The sequence below is a fragment of the Streptococcus mitis genome, assembly GCF_946188685.1.
Taxonomy (GTDB): domain Bacteria; phylum Bacillota; class Bacilli; order Lactobacillales; family Streptococcaceae; genus Streptococcus; species Streptococcus mitis_CC.
Genome location: NZ_CAMHWH010000001.1, coordinates 112,517 through 134,153, shown reverse-complemented (window position 1 = coordinate 134,153; position 21,637 = coordinate 112,517). Strand labels below are relative to the sequence as shown.

General features: G+C 41.9%; 19 protein-coding genes. 16 read left to right on the top strand and 3 right to left on the bottom strand.

The window, feature by feature from the left end; all coding sequences use genetic code 11:
• Positions 1–58 precede the first annotated feature (58 nt).
• Together N8N51_RS00590 and N8N51_RS00585 are read right to left on the bottom strand one after the other, a co-directional pair.
• Positions 59–193 (bottom strand): hypothetical protein, encoded by a 135-nt coding sequence (locus tag N8N51_RS00590; protein ID WP_257960423.1) that lies wholly within the window; start codon positions 191–193, stop codon positions 59–61.
• Between the two features lie 161 nt (positions 194–354).
• Positions 355–447 (bottom strand): type I toxin-antitoxin system Fst family toxin, encoded by a 93-nt coding sequence (locus N8N51_RS00585; protein ID WP_084862780.1) that lies wholly within the window; start codon positions 445–447, stop codon positions 355–357.
• A gap of 133 nt (positions 448–580) precedes the next feature.
• Here N8N51_RS00585 and ruvB point away from each other — a divergent pair, with 133 nt between their 5' ends.
• The 16 genes from ruvB to N8N51_RS00505 all read left to right on the top strand — a co-directional run bounded on the left by ruvB (position 581) and on the right by N8N51_RS00505 (position 17,544).
• The gene (gene ruvB / locus N8N51_RS00580; protein ID WP_023946759.1) at positions 581–1,579 is read left to right on the top strand and encodes a Holliday junction branch migration DNA helicase RuvB; all 999 of its coding nucleotides are present in this window, start codon (positions 581–583) and stop codon (positions 1,577–1,579) included.
• The gene (locus tag N8N51_RS00575) at positions 1,560–2,132 is read left to right on the top strand and encodes a nucleotidyltransferase family protein (protein WP_261103359.1); all 573 of its coding nucleotides are present in this window, start codon (positions 1,560–1,562) and stop codon (positions 2,130–2,132) included. The genes ruvB and N8N51_RS00575 overlap by 20 nt, the downstream gene beginning before the upstream one ends.
• 346 nt (positions 2,133–2,478) lie before the next feature.
• Positions 2,479–3,237, top strand: a complete 759-nt coding sequence (locus N8N51_RS00570) for an isoprenyl transferase (protein ID WP_120719117.1) — start codon at positions 2,479–2,481, stop codon at positions 3,235–3,237.
• A gap of 8 nt (positions 3,238–3,245) precedes the next feature.
• Entirely contained in the window at positions 3,246–4,049 is an 804-nt protein-coding gene (locus N8N51_RS00565; protein ID WP_141230590.1) for a phosphatidate cytidylyltransferase, read from the top strand.
• Positions 4,050–4,070: 21 nt separating this feature from the next.
• A complete protein-coding gene (rseP, locus tag N8N51_RS00560; protein ID WP_084862787.1) occupies positions 4,071–5,330 on the top strand; it encodes an RIP metalloprotease RseP in 1,260 nt (419 codons plus the stop codon).
• Positions 5,331–5,342: 12 nt separating this feature from the next.
• Positions 5,343–7,196, top strand: coding sequence for a proline--tRNA ligase (locus tag N8N51_RS00555; protein ID WP_084947822.1), 1,854 nt, complete (start codon positions 5,343–5,345; stop codon positions 7,194–7,196).
• 98 nt (positions 7,197–7,294) lie between these two features.
• The gene (gene bglA / locus N8N51_RS00550) at positions 7,295–8,674 is read left to right on the top strand and encodes a 6-phospho-beta-glucosidase (RefSeq protein WP_261103358.1); all 1,380 of its coding nucleotides are present in this window, start codon (positions 7,295–7,297) and stop codon (positions 8,672–8,674) included.
• A gap of 191 nt (positions 8,675–8,865) precedes the next feature.
• Positions 8,866–10,674: a glutamine--fructose-6-phosphate transaminase (isomerizing) gene (gene glmS / locus N8N51_RS00545; RefSeq protein WP_261103357.1), complete on the top strand. Its 1,809-nt coding sequence runs from the start codon at positions 8,866–8,868 to the stop codon at positions 10,672–10,674.
• A gap of 118 nt (positions 10,675–10,792) precedes the next feature.
• On the top strand, positions 10,793–11,842 hold the full coding sequence (locus tag N8N51_RS00540; RefSeq protein WP_261103356.1) for an LLM class flavin-dependent oxidoreductase: 1,050 nt from the start codon (positions 10,793–10,795) through the stop codon (positions 11,840–11,842).
• 220 nt (positions 11,843–12,062) lie between these two features.
• Complete coding sequence (locus tag N8N51_RS00535; protein ID WP_261103355.1) at positions 12,063–13,070, top strand: uroporphyrinogen decarboxylase family protein; 1,008 nt, start codon at positions 12,063–12,065, stop codon at positions 13,068–13,070.
• A 9-nt stretch (positions 13,071–13,079) separates the two neighbouring features.
• Positions 13,080–13,283, top strand: a complete 204-nt coding sequence (locus tag N8N51_RS00530) for a hypothetical protein (RefSeq protein ID WP_033682379.1) — start codon at positions 13,080–13,082, stop codon at positions 13,281–13,283.
• Between the two features lie 2 nt (positions 13,284–13,285).
• Positions 13,286–14,284, top strand: coding sequence for a uroporphyrinogen decarboxylase family protein (locus N8N51_RS00525; protein WP_033682377.1), 999 nt, complete (start codon positions 13,286–13,288; stop codon positions 14,282–14,284).
• Between the two features lie 11 nt (positions 14,285–14,295).
• Positions 14,296–15,174 carry a transporter substrate-binding domain-containing protein gene (locus N8N51_RS00520; RefSeq protein ID WP_261103353.1) on the top strand — a complete coding sequence of 293 codons (879 nt, stop codon included), beginning with the start codon at positions 14,296–14,298 and terminating at the stop codon, positions 15,172–15,174.
• A 177-nt stretch (positions 15,175–15,351) separates the two neighbouring features.
• Entirely contained in the window at positions 15,352–16,044 is a 693-nt protein-coding gene (locus N8N51_RS00515; RefSeq protein ID WP_261103351.1) for an amino acid ABC transporter permease, read from the top strand.
• Between the two features lie 3 nt (positions 16,045–16,047).
• Positions 16,048–16,770: an amino acid ABC transporter permease gene (locus tag N8N51_RS00510; protein ID WP_261103349.1), complete on the top strand. Its 723-nt coding sequence runs from the start codon at positions 16,048–16,050 to the stop codon at positions 16,768–16,770.
• Positions 16,771–16,779: 9 nt separating this feature from the next.
• Positions 16,780–17,544 carry an amino acid ABC transporter ATP-binding protein gene (locus N8N51_RS00505; protein ID WP_084947842.1) on the top strand — a complete coding sequence of 255 codons (765 nt, stop codon included), beginning with the start codon at positions 16,780–16,782 and terminating at the stop codon, positions 17,542–17,544.
• A gap of 75 nt (positions 17,545–17,619) precedes the next feature.
• Here N8N51_RS00505 and N8N51_RS00500 read toward each other — a convergent pair whose 3' ends face one another.
• Positions 17,620–21,516, bottom strand: a complete 3,897-nt coding sequence (locus N8N51_RS00500; RefSeq protein ID WP_261103347.1) for a pullulanase — start codon at positions 21,514–21,516, stop codon at positions 17,620–17,622.
• Positions 21,517–21,637: the final 121 nt, after the last annotated feature.

Here is a 21,637-nt window from a genome sequence, read left to right as displayed (position 1 = left end):
TAAAAATCATTTTCCGATATTTTTCGGATTTTGGTCGGGGAATTGGCGGGGACTTTTTTTAGCGAATATGACTAATAAATAGGTCTGTTGTCGCTTCAGCTACTTCAAACTCAATTTGATTGTAAGTGACTGTTAATTGAAGGACTGGAACTGCTGTAATAATGTTCTTGGTTGTCGAGGAGTGAGTCATCATATTGTTGTACAGCGGTTAAAGCTTGCGAAGCTGAGAATGTAAATCTTTGACGAAATGTGTGAACTGTGGGATAATGAAAGAGAATTAAGTATTGTGTCTATATCATAGGCTAGAAAAGACCCCAAGCTCACGTCCAAATAAGCTTGGGGTCTTTTTTGACACTATTTGTCCTTGTTTAGCCATTTATCGACTAGCCGAAGAACGACACCGACCACAATCGGTTCGATGATAGTTTTAAGGATTAGTTCCATCATGGGCTATCTCACCTCCTTTCGTAGGCGGTGTAGCAGTGCCGTAGAATGTTATACCACATAGGTGCTAAACTCTGGAGTCACCCAATCAGGTGGCTTTTTTGTTTGTGGCTTGGTTTTTTGATATAATAGAGCCATGAGTAGAATTTTAGATAATGAGATAATGGGGGACGAGGAGTTAGTAGAACGCACGCTCCGTCCTCAGTATTTACGTGAATATATTGGGCAGGATAAGGTCAAGGACCAGCTTCAAATCTTTATAGAAGCTGCCAAAATGCGGGATGAAGCGCTGGATCATGTGCTTTTATTTGGCCCTCCAGGCTTGGGAAAAACGACCATGGCTTTTGTTATTGCCAATGAACTAGGTGTCAATCTCAAGCAGACTTCGGGTCCAGTCATTGAAAAAGCCGGTGATTTGGTAGCGATTTTGAATGACTTAGAGCCTGGGGATGTTCTCTTTATTGATGAGATTCATCGTTTGCCAATGTCAGTGGAAGAGGTGCTTTATAGTGCCATGGAGGACTTCTACATTGATATCATGATTGGGGCTGGTGAAGGCAGTCGCAGTGTTCATTTGGAGTTGCCACCTTTCACTTTGATTGGTGCGACGACTCGGGCTGGTATGCTCTCAAATCCGCTACGGGCACGTTTTGGAATTACAGGTCACATGGAGTATTATGCCCATGCTGACTTGACGGAAATTGTTGAGCGGACGGCAGATATTTTTGAGATGGAAATCACTCATGAGGCAGCATCTGAATTAGCCCTACGTAGTCGTGGAACCCCTCGTATTGCCAATCGTCTCCTCAAACGCGTGCGCGATTTTGCCCAGATTATAGGGAATGGGGTTATCGATGATCTTATTACTGATAAGGCTTTGACTATGCTGGATGTTGACCATGAAGGTCTGGACTATGTGGACCAGAAAATCCTTCGCACCATGATTGAGATGTACGGTGGTGGTCCTGTTGGTCTAGGAACTCTTTCTGTTAACATAGCAGAAGAGCGTGAGACAGTTGAAGACATGTATGAGCCCTACTTGATTCAAAAAGGTTTTATCATGCGGACACGTTCTGGACGGGTGGCGACTGCTAAGGCATATGAGCATTTAGGGTATGAATATATTGAAAAATAAGGCTGAAATTTTAGACTCTTTCAGAGAAAATCCGGATATGATGGCTATTTTGACTATCATCCGAAACCTTGGTTTGAAAGATTCTTGGTTGGCAGCAGGTTCTGTCAGGAATTTCATCTGGAATCTCTTGTCAGATAAATCCCCTTTTGACTGTGAAACAGATGTAGATGTGATTTTCTTTAATCCAGATATTTCTTATGAGGAAACCTTATTACTGGAGAAAAAGCTACGAGAGGATTTTCCTCAGTACCAATGGGAGTTGAAAAATCAGGTCTATATGCATCAGCATAGCCCTCATACTGCTCCCTATACCAGTTCCCGTGATGCTATGAGTAAGTATCCAGAACGGTGTACGGCTGTTGGACTACGCTTGAATGAAGAATCCGATTTTGAACTCTATGCACCTTATGGTTTGGAGGATATTTTGAATTTTCAAGTTCGTCCCACTCCTCATTTCTTAGAAAATGAAGACCGAATGGCTCTCTATCAAACACGATTATCCAAGAAAAATTGGCAGGAAAAATGGAAAAATTTGATTTTTAAAAATACTTAAGGAAACTTTAAGCTAGGAAGTGTATACTAAGTCCATAAGTTAAGAAGACCTTAACTTAAACTCCTAAAACTTTTTCATAATAATCTCCCTATAAAAAATAGAGTCGCCCAATCAGGCGGCTTATTTTTTTGAAAAATGGGCTTGGTGCCTGAGAATAATACTCAATGAAAATCAAAGAGCAAACTAGGAAGCTAGCCGCAGGCTGCTCAAAACACTGTTTTGAGGTTGCAGATAGAGCTGACGTGGTTTGAATTTGATTTTCGAAGAGTATAAATAGCTTAGTGATAGAAGAAAATAGGGAAATATGGTATAATGAAACGATAGATTTTTGAATAGGAATAAGATCATGTTTGGATTTTTTAAGAAAGATAAGGATGTGGAAGTAGAGGTTCCGACACAGGTTCCTGCTCATATCGGCATCATCATGGATGGCAATGGCCGTTGGGCTAAAAAACGTATGCAACCGCGAGTTTTTGGACACAAGGCGGGCATGGAAGCATTGCAAACTGTGACCAAGGCAGCCAACAAACTAGGCGTTAAGGTTATTACAGTTTATGCTTTTTCTACGGAAAATTGGACCCGTCCAGATCAGGAAGTCAAGTTTATCATGAACTTGCCAGTAGAGTTTTATGATAATTATGTCCCGGAATTGCATGCGAATAATGTTAAGATTCAAATGATTGGGGAAACAGACCGCCTGCCTAAGCAAACCTTTGAAGCTCTAACTAAAGCTGAAGAATTGACTAAGAACAACACAGGATTAATTCTTAATTTTGCCCTCAACTATGGTGGACGTGCTGAGATTACACAGGCTCTTAAGTTGATTTCTCAGGATGTGTTAGATGCCAAAATCAACCCAGGTGACATCACAGAGGAATTGATTGGCAATTATCTCTTCACCCAGCATTTACCTAAGGACTTACGAGATCCGGACTTGATTATTCGGACTAGTGGAGAATTGCGCTTGAGCAATTTCCTTCCATGGCAGGGAGCCTACAGTGAGCTCTATTTTACGGATACCTTGTGGCCTGATTTTGACGAGGCGGCCTTGCAGGAAGCCATTCTTGCCTACAATCGTCGTCATCGCCGATTTGGAGGAGTTTAGGAGGAAATATGACACAGGATTTACAGAAAAGAACCTTGTTTGCAGGGATTGCCCTGGCTATTTTCCTACCAATTTTAATGATTGGTGGCCTCTTGCTTCAGATAGCAATTGGAATCATAGCCATGCTAGCCATGCATGAACTTTTGAAGATGAGAGGTCTAGAGACCATGACGATGGAGGGCCTCTTGACCCTCTTTGCAACCTTTGCTTTGACCATTCCCTTGGAGAATTACCTGACTTTTTTGCCAGTTGATGGGAATGTGGTTGCCTATAGTGTTTTGATTTCAATTATGTTAGGAACGACTGTTTTTAGCAAGTCTTATACGATTGAGGATGCTGTTTTCCCGCTTGCTATGAGTTTCTACGTGGGCTTTGGTTTTAATGCTCTATTAGATGCTAGAATTGCAGGGTTAGATAAGGCACTATTAGCCTTATGTATCGTCTGGGCGACAGACAGTGGTGCCTATCTTATAGGAATGAACTATGGTAAACGAAAATTAGCTCCGACAGTTTCTCCAAATAAAACCTTTGAGGGTGCCTTGGGTGGTATTTTAGGTGCTATTTTAGTAACCATCATCTTTATGATGTTTGATAGGACAGTTGCTCTTCCGTATGGAATTTACAAGATGTCAGTCTTTGCTATTTTCTTTAGCATTGCTGGACAATTTGGTGATTTACTAGAAAGTTCGATCAAGCGTCACTTTGGTGTCAAGGATTCTGGGAAATTTATTCCTGGACATGGTGGTGTTTTGGATCGTTTCGATAGTATGTTGCTTGTATTTCCAATCATGCACTTGTTTGGACTCTTTTAATCAAAAGACGGAGGAAACACTATGCTCGGAATTTTAACCTTTATTCTGGTTTTTGGGATTATTGTAGTGGTGCACGAGTTCGGACACTTCTACTTTGCCAAGAAATCAGGGATTCTAGTGCGTGAATTTGCCATTGGCATGGGACCCAAGATCTTTGCTCATATTGGCAAGGATGGAACTGCATATACCATTCGCATCTTGCCTCTGGGAGGCTACGTTCGCATGGCCGGTTGGGGTGATGATACAACTGAAATCAAGACAGGAACTCCTGTCAGTTTGACGCTTACTGATGATGGTAAGGTTAAACGCATCAATCTCTCAGGTAAAAAATTGGATCAAACAGCTCTTCCTATGCAGGTGACCCAATTTGACTTTGAAGACAAGCTCTTTATCAAAGGACTGGTTCTGGAAGAAGAAAAAACATTTGCAGTGGATCACGACGCAACGGTTGTGGAAGCAGATGGAACTGAGGTTCGGATTGCACCTTTAGATGTTCAATATCAAAATGCGACTATCTGGGGGAAACTCATTACTAACTTTGCAGGCCCCATGAACAACTTTATCTTAGGTGTCGTTGTTTTCTGGATTTTAATCTTCATGCAGGGTGGTGTCAGAGATGTCGATACCAACCAGTTCCATATTATGCCTCAAGGGGCTTTGGCTAAGGTAGGAGTACCAGAAACGGCACAAATTACCAAGATTGGCTCACATGAGGTTAGCAACTGGGAAAGTTTGATTCAGGCTGTGGAATCAGAAACCAAAGATAAGACGGCCCCGACCTTGGATGTGACTATTTCTGAAAAGGGGAGTGACAAACAAGTCACTGTTACTCCGGAAGAAAGTCAAGGCCGTTACCTTCTAGGTGTTCAACCGGGGATTAAGTCAGATTTTGTATCTATGTTTGTAGGTGGTTTTACAACTGCTGCTGACTCGGCCCTCCGAATTCTCTCAGAACTGAAAAATCTGATTTTCCAACCGGATTTGAACAAGCTAGGTGGACCTGTTGCCATCTTTAAGGCAAGTAGTGATGCTGCTAAAAATGGAATTGAGAATGTCTTGTACTTCTTGGCAGTGATTTCCATCAATATCGGGATTTTTAATCTTATTCCGATTCCAGCCCTGGATGGTGGTAAGATTGTGCTCAATATCCTGGAAGCCATTCGCCGCAAACCATTGAAACAAGAAATTGAAACCTATGTCACCTTGGCCGGAGTGGTCATCATGGTTGTCTTGATGATTGCTGTGACCTGGAATGACATCATGCGACTCTTTTTTAGATAATCGAGGAATATTATGAAACAAAGTAAAATGCCTATCCCAACGCTTCGCGAAATGCCAAGCGATGCTCAAGTTATCAGCCATGCTCTTATGTTGCGAGCTGGTTATGTTCGTCAAGTCTCAGCAGGTGTTTATTCTTACCTACCACTTGCTAATCGTGTGATTGAAAAAGCTAAAAATATCATGCGCCAAGAATTTGATAAGATTGGTGCCGTTGAGATGTTGGCTCCTGCCCTCCTCAGTGCAGAATTGTGGCGCGAATCAGGTCGTTACGAAACTTATGGTGAAGACCTTTACAAACTAAAAAATCGTGAAAAATCAGACTTTATCCTAGGTCCAACTCACGAAGAAACCTTTACAGCTATTGTCCGTGATTCTGTTAAGTCTTACAAGCAATTGCCACTCAACCTTTACCAAATCCAACCTAAGTATCGTGATGAAAAACGCCCACGTAATGGACTTCTTCGTACACGTGAGTTCATCATGAAGGATGCTTACAGCTTTCACGCTAACTATGATAGCTTGGACAGTGTTTATGATGAGTACAAGGCTGCTTATGAGCGTATTTTCACTCGTAGTGGTTTAGATTTCAAGGCAATTATTGGTGACGGTGGAGCTATGGGTGGTAAGGACAGCCAAGAATTTATGGCCATTACACCTGCTCGTACAGACCTTGACCGCTGGGTCGTCTTGGACAAGTCAGTTGCTTCATTTGATGAGATTCCTGCAGAAGTGCAAGAAGAAATCAAGGCAGAATTGCTTAAATGGATGGTTTCTGGTGAGGATACCATTGCTTACTCAAGTGAGTCTAGCTATGCGGCTAACTTGGAAATGGCAACAAACGAGTACAAACCAAGCAACCGTGTTGTCGCTGAAGAAGAAGTAACTCGTGTTGCAACGCCAGATGTTAAATCAATCGATGAAGTTGCAGCCTTCCTCAATGTTCCAGAAGAACAAACAATTAAAACCCTCTTCTACATGGCAGATGGTGAGCTTGTTGTAGCCCTTCTAGTTGGAAATGACCAACTCAATGAAGTTAAGTTGAAAAACCACTTGGGAGCAGATTTCTTTGACGTTGCAAGTGAAGAAGAAGTGGCAAATGTTGTTCAAGCAGGATTTGGTTCACTTGGCCCAGTTGCTTTGCCAGAGAATATTAAAATTATTGCAGATCGTAAAGTGCAAGATGTTCGCAATGCAGTTGTCGGTGCTAACGAAGATGGCTACCACTTGACTGGTGTGAACCCAGGTCGTGATTTTACTGCAGAATATGTGGATATCCGTGAAGTTCGTGAGGGTGAAATTTCTCCAGACGGACAAGGTGTCCTTAACTTTGCGCGTGGTATCGAAATTGGTCACATCTTCAAACTCGGTACTCGCTATTCGGCAAGCATGGGGGCAGATGTTTTGGATGAAAATGGTCGTGCTGTGCCAATTATCATGGGATGTTATGGTATTGGTGTCAGCCGTCTCCTTTCAGCAGTGATGGAGCAACACGCTCGCCTCTTTGTTAACAAAACGCCAAAAGGTGAATACCGTTATGCTTGGGGAATCAACTTCCCTAAAGAATTGGCACCATTTGATGTGCACTTGATTACTGTCAATGTCAAGGATGAAGAAGCGCAAGCCTTGACAGAAAAGCTTGAAGCAAGCTTGATGGGAGCTGGTTACGAAGTCTTGACAGACGACCGTAACGAACGTGTCGGAGTCAAATTCAGTGATAGCGACTTGATTGGATTGCCAATCCGTATCACTGTTGGGAAGAAAGCGGCCGATGGCATCGTAGAAGTTAAGATTAAAGCGACTGGTGATACTATCGAAGTTCATGCAGATAACGTGCTTGAAACGCTTGAAATTCTCAGCAAGAAATAAAAACTATAATCAGAAGAAAAACAAGGAAAAAATGTAACTAGTTTTTACCTTGTTTTTTCTGTATAATGGGAAAAATGAGTAGATAAAGAGGTAAATGTATGCTAAGATTTCCAAAGGATTTTGTCTGGGGATCCTCTACTTCTGGACCACAAACAGAAGGACGTGTAGCTGGTGACGGTAAGGGAGATAATCTCTGGGATTATTGGTACCAAGTGGAGCCAAATCGTTACTATAATGGAATTGGTCCAGATAAGACATCGACTTTTTATGAAAACTGGGAACAGGATATCGAGCTCTTGTTAGAAACTGGTCACACGGCCTTTCGAACTTCTATTCAGTGGTCACGGATTTTTCCACAAGGGAGTGGAAAAGTCAATGCTCAAGGTGTGGATTTCTATCGTAAGGTTTTTGAGGCTATTAAGGCTAAGGGGATTCGTCTTTTAGTCAATCTTTATCATTTTGATTTGCCTTTTGCCCTTCAAGAGGATGGTGATGGTTGGGAAAATAAGGCGACTGTTTCAGCCTATGAAGACTATGCTCGTTTTTGTTTTGAGATTTATGGAGATTTAGTGGATCAATGGATTACCTTTAACGAGCCAATTGTTCCAGTAGAATTTGGCTATTTTTACGATGCCCATTATCCACATAAGGTGGATGCAGAGGCAGCCGTTAAAGTAGCTTATCATACACAATTGGCCAGCAGTCGGGCGGTTAAGGCTTGTCATGAACTTTTGCCAGATTCCAAGATTGGGATTGTCTTAAACTTGACACCGGCTTATCCACGTAGCCAGCATCCTGCTGATGTCAAGGCTGCTAATATTGCGGACCTTTTTCAGGCCCAATCTTTCTTAGATCCGTCTGTTTTGGGGACTTATCCACAGGAGTTGGTAGAAATCTTACATGAATACGGTCTCTTGCCTGATGCTACAGAGGAGGAGTTGGATATCATTCGTGACAATACTGTGGACTTCCTTGGTGTCAACTACTATCAACCTTTGCGTGTTATGGCTCCTCGATTTGCGAAGCATCCAGAGAGTCCTCTTTTGCCAGAACATTTTTATGAGCCTTATGTGATGCCTGGACGTAAAATCAATCCTCATCGTGGCTGGGAGATTTATGAGCAAGGGATTTATGACATTGCCCAAAATATCAAGGAAAATTATGGTAATATCGAGTGGATGTTGACAGAGAATGGTATGGGTGTTGAAGGGGAAGAAAAATTCCGTGAGAATGGAATGATTCAAGATGATTACCGTATTGACTTTGTAAAAGGTCATCTTCGCGAACTTCACCGTGCCATTGAAGACGGAGCCAATTGTAAGGGCTACTTGATTTGGACCTTTATCGATTGCTGGTCATGGCTCAATAGCTATAAAAATCGCTATGGCTTGGTCGAATTAGACTTGGAAACGCAAGAACGTCGTCTGAAGAAATCAGGGCACTGGTTCAAGGAATTAAGCGATAATAATGGATTTTAAAAAGGACTCTGACTGATTATCCTAATTGGTCAGAGTCTTTTGCTAACAGGAGCGTAATTTGAACTATACCAATTTTTACTCTTGACAAGTGAAAGAAACAAGTATATACTGTTTTTGCTGATTCTATAAAAGAGGAATTAGACTATACCAATTTTAAGGAGAAAGCACAGCTGGTCTGTGTCGTATATACTATGTGTGGAATTGTTGGTGTTGTTGGAAACACAAATGCAACTGATATTTTGATTCAAGGGCTTGAAAAGCTCGAATACCGTGGCTATGATTCTGCGGGGATTTTTGTCCTAGGTGGTGCTGAAAACCACTTGGTGAAGGCTGTTGGTCGTATCGCAGAATTGTCTGCTAAGACAGCTGGTGTTGAGGGGACAACGGGTATCGGACATACTCGTTGGGCTACTCACGGAAAACCAACGGAAGACAATGCTCACCCACATCGCTCTGAGACTGAACGTTTTGTTTTGGTGCACAATGGGGTGATTGAGAACTACCTTGAAATCAAGGAAGAATACCTTGCAGGTCACCACTTTAAGGGGCAAACAGATACTGAAATCGCTGTTCACTTGATTGGAAAATTTGCGGAAGAAGATGGCTTGTCAGTTCTTGAAGCCTTCAAAAAAGCTCTTCACATCATCCGTGGTTCTTATGCCTTTGCCTTGGTTGACTCACAAGATCCTGAAGTCATCTACGTGGCTAAAAATAAATCACCACTTTTGATTGGTCTTGGGGAAGGCTACAATATGGTTTGTTCAGACGCCATGGCTATGATTCGTGAAACCAACCAATACATGGAAATCCATGACCAAGAATTGGTAATTGTTAAGGCTGATAGTGTGGAAGTTCAAGACTACGATGGCAACAGTCGTGAGCGTGCTAGTTACACTGCTGAACTTGACTTGTCAGATATCGGTAAGGGAACTTATCCTTACTACATGCTCAAGGAAATCGATGAGCAACCAACGGTTATGCGTAAACTCATCCAAGCCTACACAGATGAGGCTGGTCAAGTTGTCGTAGACCCAGCTATCATCAAGGCTGTTCAAGACGCAGACCGTATCTACATCCTTGCAGCTGGAACATCTTACCACGCAGGATTTGCTTCTAAGAAAATGCTGGAAGAATTGACAGATACACCAGTTGAACTTGGAATTTCATCTGAGTGGGGTTACGGTATGCCACTTCTCAGCAAGAAACCACTCTTCATCTTTATCAGTCAGTCTGGTGAAACAGCGGATAGCCGTCAGGTTTTGGTCAAGGCTAATGAAATGGGAATCCCAAGCTTGACAGTGACAAACGTACCAGGTTCAACTCTTTCACGTGAAGCCAACCATACCATGCTCCTTCATGCAGGTCCTGAAATTGCCGTAGCATCAACAAAGGCTTATACAGCACAAATTGCAGCCCTTGCCTTCCTTGCAAAAGCAGTCGGAGAAGCAAATGGCAATGCTAAAGCGCAAGCCTTTGACCTGGTTCATGAGTTGTCAATCGTAGCTCAGTCTATCGAATCAACTCTTTCAGAGAAAGAAAACATTGAAGCCAAGGTTCGTGAGCTTCTTGAAACAACTCGCAATGCCTTTTATATTGGGCGTGGTCAAGATTACTACGTGGCTATGGAAGCAAGCCTTAAACTCAAAGAGATTTCTTACATCCAGTGTGAAGGTTTTGCAGCAGGAGAACTCAAGCATGGAACCATTGCCTTGATTGAAGAAGGAACGCCTGTTTTGGCCCTCTTGTCAGATCCAGTCCTTGCCAACCACACTCGTGGAAATATCCAAGAAGTGGCAGCCCGTGGTGCCAAAGTCCTCACTATCGCAGAAGAAAATGTTGCTAAAGAGACAGACGATATCGTCCTTACGACCGTACATCCGTACCTCTCACCAATTTCGATGGTCGTGCCAACGCAATTGGTCGCTTACTTTGCAACTCTGCACCGTGGCCTTGATGTGGATAAACCACGTAACCTTGCTAAGTCAGTAACGGTAGAATAAGCTAAAAAAGTCTAGTTATCTAGGCTTTTTCTTGTAAGCAAATCGGTTGCTTGTACTCAAGATTCGTGTTAGAATAATTTTTCAAATTGAAGGACAGAAATAGACAGGGAGAATCGCAATGGTAGAATTGGGAATTTCAACATTTGGGGAAACAACGGAGCTTGAAGGTACTGGGCAAACTTACAGTCATGCCGAACGCATTCGCCAGTTGCTGGCAGAGATTGAACTGGCTGACAAGGTTGGTTTGGATGTATATGGGATTGGTGAGCACCATCGAGCGGATTTTGCGGTATCAGCCCCAGAGATTATCCTGGCAGCTGGGGCAGTCAATACCAAGAAAATCCGTTTGACCAGTGCAGTCAGCATTCTCTCGAGCATGGATCCGATTCGCTTGTTCCAACAATATGCTACTATCGATGCTTTGTCAAATGGGCGAGCGGAGATTATGGCTGGAAGGGGTTCTTTCACGGAATCTTTTCCCTTGTTTGGATATGATTTGAAAGACTACGAAGCCCTCTTTGATGAGGAATTAGACTTGCTCCAGTTGGTCAATGAAGAGACAAGGCTAGACTGGAAAGGTCGCTTGACCCAAACAATCTCTGGCAAAGAAGTTTATCCTCGTCCAGTTCAGGACAAATTGCCCTTGTGGATAGCGACAGGTGGTCATGTCGAATCAACAGTGAAGATTGCTCAGGCTGGTCTACCGATTGTTTATGCCATTATTGGTGGTAACCCTCGTTGTTTTAAAAAGTTGATTCAGGCTTATCGTGAGATTGGGAGCGAAGCGGGTCATGCCAGTCAGGAACTAAAGGTTGGGGCCCATTCTTGGGGTTGGATTGCTGAAGATGGCAAGCAGGCTGTAAAAGATTATTTCCATCCGACCAAGCAAGTGGTGGATGCTATTTCCAAAGACCGTCCGCACTGGCAGGAATTGAGTTATGAGCAATATTTGGAGCAAGTTGGGCCAAATGGTGCTATGTTTGTGGGCAATTCAGATCAGGTGGCCGAAAAATTGATTCGCATGATTGAAGACTTAGGTTTGGACCGCTTTATGTTGCACTTACCTCTTGGTTCTATGCCTCATGAACAAGTCCTGAGAGCTATTGAACTCTTCGGCACACAAGTTGCACCCAAAGTACGGGCTTATTTTGCCATGAAAGAGGCTTAATAAAAAATCCTAATCAGGCTGATAAAAAATCTATATAACAACTATTTTAAAAAAGCAATAAACAGAAAAGAATCTCTGAAAAGCTAGTAAAATCAAGCTTTCCAGAGATTTTTTTCTCTATTGATATAAACAATACCAATCAAGTCGATAGTCAATATATATTGGGAAAAGGTCAAAAGGAGTGGTAAGATGGTTTCAATCCAAATGGAAGGAGAAAAGTATGACAAGTAAAAGAGAGCTAGTTTTTAAAGCCATCCGAGGAGAAGAGGTGGAACGAGTTCCTGTTGGCTTTTGGTTTCATTTTGTAACACTGGAGGAAAAAGGGAAAGGTTTAAATAACCCACGTGTCTTTCAAAAAAGTGTAGAGGGACATCGTAAGTACGTTGAAAGAGTTCATCCTGACTTTGTCAAAATAATGAGTGACGGCTTTTTCATTTATCCAAGTAATGTCTATAGTCCTTCGGTTGCAAGTATTCAGGAGTTGGCTTCTATTGAGTCGATTGGTGAAAACCATCCTTGGATTCAGCAACAAGTAGAAGTAGTACAAGCTATTCGAGCAACCTTCACTGAGGAGATTGCTTCATTCTACAATATCTTTTCTCCGATTTCCTACCTGAAACGGTGGTTTCGTACAGAGACTTCTAGAGGTGATAAGGAAGTTGCTAATCTATTACTCGAAAATCCAGAGCTATTCAGGGAGGTTTTAGATGTGATAGCTGAGGATATCGTTATCCTAACCAAGGCAATTATTCAGGATGGTGGAGCAGATGGAATCTATCTCAGTACTCAAGAAATTCAGGATGAGCGCATCACAGCTGAATTGTATCAGACCTATATTGAGCCAAGCAACATAAAGGTTTTAGAAGCTGCCAATCAGGTAGGTGGGGTAAATATCCTGCATATCTGCGGTTTCCAAGGTGCCAGTAACAATGTGACTATTTTCAAAGATTATCCAGCCCAGGTTTTCAATTGGGCAACCCACCATGAAGCAGTCAGTTTACCTCAAGGTCAGGAGCTATTTCATGGCAAAGCGGTCTTGGGTGGTTTTGAAAATGGGAAGCAGAGCCTGCTTTATGGAGGTAGCAAGGCTGAACTACAAGTGGAAACCAAACGCTTGTTAACTGAAGCTGGGACTAGAGGAGTCCTTCTTGGAGCGGATTGTACAGTTCCAGATGATTTTGAATTAGAAAGATTGGACTGGATTCGTCAGGCTGCTATTTTAGAATAGGAGGGCCTTATGAAAAGAAAAAAGTGGCTATTGATAGGGACGGCCCTCGGCTTTGTCATCTTACTTGCGATCAGTCTTACAAAGGGACTTACTTGTAAGGAAGGGCCAAGATGTCATGGAGTTCAGGATTTTCAGAAAGAAAGTCTTCCCTTTATTCAAACCAATGATATTGCCAGTGTTTTATTAGTCGAAAAAGAAAGAAATGGAGAATAGAGATGTCAGAAAAAAGAGAATGGGTTTTAAAAGCATTTAGAGGAGAAGCGGTCGACCGTGTGCCTGTCGGTTTTTGGCACCACTTTACATCAGAAGAGGAATGGTTAAAGGGATTTTCAAATCCTGTGATTATTGAAAAGAACATACAAGGTCACAAACGTTTTATCCGTGACCTACATCCAGACTTTATCAAGTTGATGAGTGATGGCTATTTTGCTTATCCAAATCCAGTTATTGCCAAAGGAAAGTCACTCCAAGAGCTGTCGGAGATTCAACCTCTGGGTGAAGATCATCCGTGGATTAGAGAGCAGGTAGAATTAGTGAAGAAGATTAAGCAGGAGTTTACGGAAGATATTGTTGCTATTTACAATATTTTTGCGCCTGTGACCTACCTCAAATGGTTACTTGGAGAAGTGTCTGGTGGAGATGATCTCATTGCAGATTTCTTAGTTCAAGATTCTCAGAAATTGAAAAAAGTACTTGATGTGATTGCGCAAGATATCGCTAGCTTGAGTCAAGCTATTATTAAAGATGCAGGAGCAGACGGTATCTATCTTAGTGTGCAAAGTATTCAGGATGCGCGTGTTTCTGTTGAAGACTATCAGGAGATTATTGCGCCGAGTGAACTGACTGTTTTAAATGCAGCTAAGTCGGTTGGTGGGGTTAATATCCTTCACATCTGTGGCTATGAAGGAGCCCGAAACGATATTCATATCTTCGCTGACTATCCAGCTCATGTTTTTAACTGGGCAGTTGGTCCAGAAGGGATTAGCTTAAAAGAAGGTCGTGAGATTTTCAAGGGTCGTGCTGTTTTGGGAGGATTTGAAAACGGTAAAGATGGCCTTCTCTATCGAGGCAGTAAGGAAGAAATTCAAGCTGAAACCAAACGCTTGATAGAAGAAACAGGTAAAGATGGCTTCATACTTGGAGCAGATTGTACCATTCCGAGCGACATTGCAGTGGAACGTATCCAGTGGGTGAGAGAAGCATTAAATAAATAAAGGAGAAGAATATGAGTAAGAAAACATGGATTATTGGTGGAGTTGCGGTTGTGGCAGTGCTTGGAGCAACGATTGTTGGTAGAACTTTGGCAGGGGCATCTGCTAAAGGCGCAGATGCAGCTTCATCTGGACAAGTAACAACTTTAAAGGTTGCCCATACCCAAAACTATGTCCCTTATGATTTTATTGACGAAAAAGGGGAATCAGATGGTTATGAAGTCGCTGTTTTAAAGGCGGTTGATGAGAAATTAGCAGATTATAAATTTGAGTATACAGGAACTAGTGATGATGATCTCTTGATTGGACTGGAGTCTGGCAAGTACGATATTGGGACAAAAGGTGCTTGGTATACAGATGAAAGGGCTAAAAAATTCATTATTCCATCTGAGCCAGTAGGTGCTAGCATTATTGGTTTTACTGTCAGAAAAGAAGATGAAGGCAAATATAAGAATATTGATGATTTTGCCAAAAATAAAGGAAAATTAGTACCAATCTCTCCTCAAAATGCCCAGTGGAATGTCATCAATAGTTATAACGAGAAGCATAAAGATACACCAATTGAGTTGACAGCTGCTGAATCCTTCAAAGTGGCAGATGCTTATGCTTGGGTTTTAGAAGGACGATATGATGCCTTCTTTGATATCAAGTTGTCTTTTGAAAAAGCAGTGACAGCTGAGGATGGTTCTTACCACCAATATGCGGACAAACTTAGCTGGTTTCCATATAAAGGAATCCCGACCTATCCATTGATTCACCGTGATGAAAAGGACGAGAAGTTTGCTAAAGAATATGAAAAAGCAATTAAAGAATTAAAAGAAGACGGTACTCTAGCTAAACTTTCTCAAAAATACTTTAAAGAAGACGTCTTTAGCTACGTTGATAAAGATTAGATGAACAATCAGGCATGTTATACTCTTCGAAAATCTCTTCAAACCGCGTCAACGTCGCCTTGCCGTAGGTATGGTTACTGACTTCGTCAGTTCTATCCACAACCTCAAAACACTGTTTTGAGCAACCTGCGGCTAGTTTGCTTTTTGATTTTTATTGAGTATTAGAAAGAGGTTTATATGGTTTCATATGATTTTTCAAGAGTGTTCCAATTTTTACCAACCTTATGGCAGGCTCTTCCGATGACCTTGTCCGTTCTCTTTTTTACTACAATCCTTGGCTCCCTTTTCGGTGGCTTACTGGCTTGGGCACAAGTGGGAGAAGACAAGACTTTTGCAGGTCTTTCCAAGGGATACATTTTCACTCTTCGCTGTACTCCCCCAATTGTTTTACTGTTTTTAGTCTTTTATGGTTTACCTGAATTTTTAAAATGGTGGTTGAATTTAGATATTAACAACTGGTCTAAAACGGTCTTCGTATTATTTACCATGGTCTTGCTGTTTGCGGCTATCATTGCAGAAGTGTTTAAGGCCTCCTATCAGGCAATTCCCAAAGGTCAGATGGAGGCTGGAGTCAGTATTGGTCTGACCCCTAGTCAGACATTTTGGAGAATCATTTTTCCTCAGGCTTTTCAAGTGGCTCTTCCAAATATGACGACCGCTATTCTAAATTTGATGCGGGACGCTGCCCTAGCCTATACGATTGGTTTTGTGGATGTCATGGGGGCTGGGAATCTCTTAATCAGTCGCAATTTGGGGAATTACTCTCTTGAAACCTATACAGCGGTTGCCATTCTTTATTGGGGGTTAGCTTTGGCTGTTTCCTTCTTGAGTCGCTTGTTAGAAAAATCTTTGGAAACGAAAGGGAGATAGGATATGGATTTAGACTATATTGCAAAAACCTTTTTAGAGACCTTAAAAGGGGTACCGACCACCTTGATTATCATGATTGTAGCCATGGTCTTAAGTTTTGGACCAGCCTTGTTTTTAGCTCTGGGACAAATATATAAAGTCAAAGGTGTTCGAACTTTCTCTCTCGTGTATCTAGCTTTTATAAGAGCAACACCTCCGATTTTGCTGATTCTTTTCTTTTATAGTTTGTTTCCGAGTTTGCTCAATCAATTTCTTAAAAGCATAGGAAGTAATGTTGATATCTTTAAACTCAATCCCATCTATTATGCCTTTATTATCTATAGCTTAATGACAACGGGTAGTTTATCAGAAATCTTACGTTCGGCTATTTTGACTGTGGATAAGGGACAATTAGAAGCTGCACAAGCGATTGGCTTAACCACTAGTCAAGCTTATGTGAGGATTATTTTTCCACAGGCCTTGCGATCAGCTCTGCCCAATCTGGCTAATCTAGTTATAAATATTGTAAAAGGAACCTCTTTGGTCTTTGTGATGACCATTAAGGATATTACAGCTATTGCCCGTGTTGAAGCGTCTTATGGTTATCAGTATTTTGAATCATACTTTGTTATCTTTTTACAGTACATTCTTATTTGCGGTTTGATTCAATGGGGTTTTTCACTCTTAGAGAAACGCTATATTCGAAGAGAACAGGGACAAGTAGTGCCCCGTACAGGTTTAGCATAGGAGGAGACAATGTTACAAGTAGAACATGTTGCAAAAAAATTTGGAGACAGACAAGTCTTAGAAGATGTTAATCTCAAGGTCAACCAAGGGGATGTGGTTGTAATATTGGGGCCATCTGGATCAGGTAAAACGACTTTTCTCAGATGTCTCAATCATTTAGAAAAAGCCGATAGTGGCTCTTTGAAGCTTGCTGACAAAGACTACGATCTTGGCAAATTGACCAAAAAAGATATTTTAGAAATTCGCCAGAAGACCGCCTTTGTTTTTCAACATTATAATTTATTTGCTAATAAAACGGCCTTGGAAAATATTTTGGAGGGCCTGGTGATTGCTCGGAAAATTCCTAAGGAAGAAGCAACTAAACGTGCGGAAGTTGCCTTAGAAAAGGTTGGTTTACTAGCTTATAAAGATTATTATCCTTCTCAGCTTTCTGGAGGTCAGCAACAACGAATCGGTATTGCCCGTGCCATCGCTGTGAAACCAGAGGTCATTTTATTAGATGAGCCGACATCGGCCTTGGATCCAGAGTTGGTAGGGGATGTTTTAGATGTTTTAAAACAGTTAGCTAAAGAAGGAGTTACTATGGTAGTAGTGACACATGAGATGGGTTTTGCTAGAGATGTAGCCAATCATGTCATTTTTATGGATGGCGGGAAAATTGTTGAAGAAAATAATGCCCATGATTTCTTTAGTCGCCCACAGGAAGAACGAACCAAGCAATTTTTGGCACGAATTCTTTCGGATGCGACCTATAGTGTAGAATATATGATTTGATAGATAGGCTTATCAGGGCAAAAATCAATCCCCCGAGCGTTAAGGCTTGGGGGATTGTTCTATAGGAGGGCTAGTTTAGTTCTCTTTTTTGTTTTTTAGTAAGAAACCGAGACCTAGAAGGGCAAGGAGACTAATTCCTGCAAACAGGAGTTTGTGATCGTTTTTGGTTCCTGTATTTGGAAGTTCAGCTTGTTTAGCTAGGGGAACAGGTATATTTTCCTTGCTAGAGTTTTCTACCGATTCGTTTTGAACCGCCTCTTTTACAGATGATGCTTGTGCTTCTTGTGCTGGTTGTTGAGCTTGTGAATCAGTTGTAGCTTGGCTAGGTTTATTTTCCGCATCAGCTACTTTGGCATCTGGTTTTGCAGAATCAGGTTTAGTTTGTGGAGCTGGAGTTTGCTGTTCCGGTTTGACTACTCGGTTTGACATATTGTCTTGGCTATTATATTGCTCTTGCTCTTGTTTTAAGCTAGAAAGATCAAATTCTGATTTTTCTTCCACAGCTGGGGCGACAATTGCACCGCCTTGAGAGATTCGAAGAACAGTAGCTGTAAGGGCATTTAATTTCAAGCCTTTTTCAGTCCACTCAAGTCCTTTAGGGTTGGCAATTCCTACTGGTCCTGCTTGGTTTTCATCTGCTAAAACTTCAGCATTTCTGAGGTGGGCAAAGGCAGTTCCCAAGTTAAATTCGCGAGCTTTTTCGTCCGCATTGACAAAGACTGCGTAGATGTCTCCATTTGGAGCAGTGATTTGGTAGCCAATGACCACGTCTTCTTTTTCCACACCATTTTGGCCTGGTACAGTGATGAGGTGGACACGGTCTTTGATATCTTGGAGACTCTTAAGTCGGAAGGCATCTGTAGATTGACGAAGAGCAATCAACCCTTTCATATAGTCACGGCTCTTGACATTTTCAGGATATGCTTTTCCATCTGTAGCCTTAGTCCAGTCAAACTTGTTAATAGCATCACTCGAATCGTAAGAGTCATGGATGAAGTAAGGATAGTCAAATGGATTGCCGTCCTTATCACGCAACAAGTGAGATTTGTTTGGAACCTTATCCTCCGATACTGGAGTCTTGTAGGCTGGGTCACGGAATTGTTTAGTACGTCCGTATTCCTGACCAGAGTGGATAAACGGAGTTCCTTGAGCTGTCAAGACCATGAGATTTCCAAGTCGCAAACGACGGTGGATTTCAGCATAGTTCTCAGCTTTGCTTGGATCTTTTTTGATAGATTGGGCGATGATGTCAAAGAGGGTCAAGTTATCATGGGCTGCGATGTATTGGATGACATCTCCAGGGCTGTCAGCTTCAAAGTTGGTTGGTTGAGCAATGAGATTTTTGAAGATGGTGTTGATATCACGCTTGCCACCTGTGATAAAGGCAGGTTGGCCTTCGTTTGGATAACCAGACTTGAGGTTGTTACGGATGTCATCTGAAAAGACAGCGACAGTATCGGTATGTTTCATCCAATCTTGGTCAGCAGCTTTAGTAGGCATGTTTTCATCACCAGCATAGGTTCTCCAACCTTCACCAAGCATGATGAGGTTTGGATTGAGGGCGCGTGCAGCCTTGTACGCTTCTTCGATAGAAGCGGCATCATGGTCTCCCATCATATCGAAACGGAAGCCATCAACTTTGTAGGTATCAACTAGATATTTGATAGAGTCAACTAGGAGCCGTTTGGTCATATGGTGGGTTGTCCCCAAGCGTCCACCACCAAAGCTAGTTCGAGGTGTTCCGTCAGCATCCATAAAGTGGTAGTAGTTTGGCTCTAAATCTTCAAAGATATCGACCTTGGCTGTATGGTTATAAACGACATCTAGGATAGCTCCCATGCCACGTTTGTGGATTTCGTTGATGAGGTTTTTAAATTCTGCGATTCGTTTTTCTGGATTTTTAGGATCGCTTGAATACATACCAGTCAAGGAGAAGTAGTTTTGAGGATCATATCCCCAGTTATAGTTGCTGTTGCTTGAAGCATAGTCAGACAAGCGTTCATGGTTTTTCAATTCATTGACAAAGTAGTAAGACAAGACTGGAAGGAGCTGGATGTGGGTCACACCTAAGTCTTTGAGATAGTCTAGTTTTTCAATAAAGGCTTCAAAGGTACCAAATGGTTTGGTCAAGTCTTTTGCAATGGCAGGATCTGAAGTGAAGTCACGCACATGAGCTTCGTAGATAACGGCATCTTCACGAGTCTTGAAGTTGTGAATCTTACCATAAGTTAAGTCTTGAGGTCCTAGTTTGGCTGGATTTACAAAGGCAGCTTTAGCCACTTTATGGGCATCGTCGATCTTGGCATCATCACTATTCCAAGCAGCGAGGGATTTAGCGTAAGGATCGAGTGCAAGAACAGTTTTACCCTGACGCTCGATCTGGTATTGATAATAGTATCCAGTGAAATCTGTGATGCCTAGTTTGTTTGTGCTATCTAGAGTTTGTTTCCAAGTACCTTTTTCCCCTTTTTCAAGAGCGACAGTTCCAACCACTTTTTCAGGGTTATTCTTGTCGTAGACAACGACAGAAACCTTATCAGCACTTGGTGACCAAAGGGTCAAATCAACTTGTTTTCCTTCTTCTTTGAGGTCGGCTCCAAGTTTACCATCATAGCTGTATGTCTCATCTTTAAGTCGCCAGCTTGTTTTGGTAGTGAATTGGTCGGAATTGTAGCTAACAGTATACGGATGTTTTGTGTCAGAGAAATCTCCGCTGTAGGTCACTTTCTTGCCAGCTTCATCGATTGAAACATCGGTGATAGTTACCTTGTTTCCTAGGTGATTAGTGATGTTGGAGTGTTTGAGGATATCTTCTTTTTTGGCACCGACTAGTGTTGAAAAACTACTTTCAATGCTAGAAGTGCCTACGTGTTGGGCTCCTGTCATACGGATATCATGGACATAGTATGGATTTGTGTAAATCGATTCATCATCGTCTTTTAGGAAGATTTGGCTATGATTTTTTAAATCTGTGAACTTATAATCTTCTTTACGGATTTTCACATCGTCTCCTTGTTTGTTTCTGTCTAGTAATAAAAATCCAAGGTCTTTAGCTGCATCTTTGAGTGGAATATCGATATAGCGACCATATTTGCCTGTAGCCGTAAAGTCTGTTCCGTTGGGCCATTCACCACTACTTGGCTCTTTCACATCTCCCCAGTACCAGAGAGATTTCTTGTCATAGTTGCCATCTGTGCGGTAGTAGTTGACGCGAACAGTTCCTGCAGGTTGTGGCTCGTAAGAGAAAACCTTGTGATCTTGGTCCAACCAAGCCTCATTCATCTTTGGTGCCAGTTTTTCTACCGATTTATCGCCGGTCAGATTTTTCCCAGCTGTATTATTGATGAGGAAGCTAATTTTCTTGGCTTGCTCTCCCTTTAATTTGATATCTAGGTAATAGCCATAGTCATCTTTTTTGGCATCCTTGAAGGACAAGGCTCCGTTTGGCCAATTTTCAGATGGTTTTTCAACATCGTCCCAAGTCCATAGCCCTTGAGCATCCTTGTTTTCTTCAGGAAGTTTTTTGACATGGATACGGAAGTAGTTGTCTTCGATTGGCTCTTCTGCTTTAGTTTCATTTGTTACTGGACTCGTAGAAGTAGTTGGGTCACTTGAACGATCTTGTCCGATTTGTGGTGCTGAATCGGCTGGAGTTGCAGCAGGAGTTGTTGCCTCTGTTACAGGTTTTTCTTCTGTTTTTTCTAGGGAAGCGTTTGCATTTTCGGGCGAAGAAATATCACTTTCCTTCTTAACAGAGTTAACTGCTGTATCAGTAAGAGGTTGTGCAAGGGCAGTAGTAGTTTCACTATTACTTGCGTTAGTGCTTGTAGTATTTTCGTTGGCTGAGATAGTTGGTGTAGCCATGGCAAGCAGAACAATGCTTGCTCCAATAAGGACAGAACCAGTTCCATTTTTGAGGGAACGGATGCTGTAAACCATTTTTTTCTCAGTGTGAGATGGTGTTCTTTTCATAATCAATCTCCTATAAATGAATTTCTTTATCAGTATAGCACTTAGTAAAATAATATGCAAGCGTTTTCCTAAAATTGAACTAAAAGAAAAAATCGCAACAAATTTTGTTACGATTCAGCCA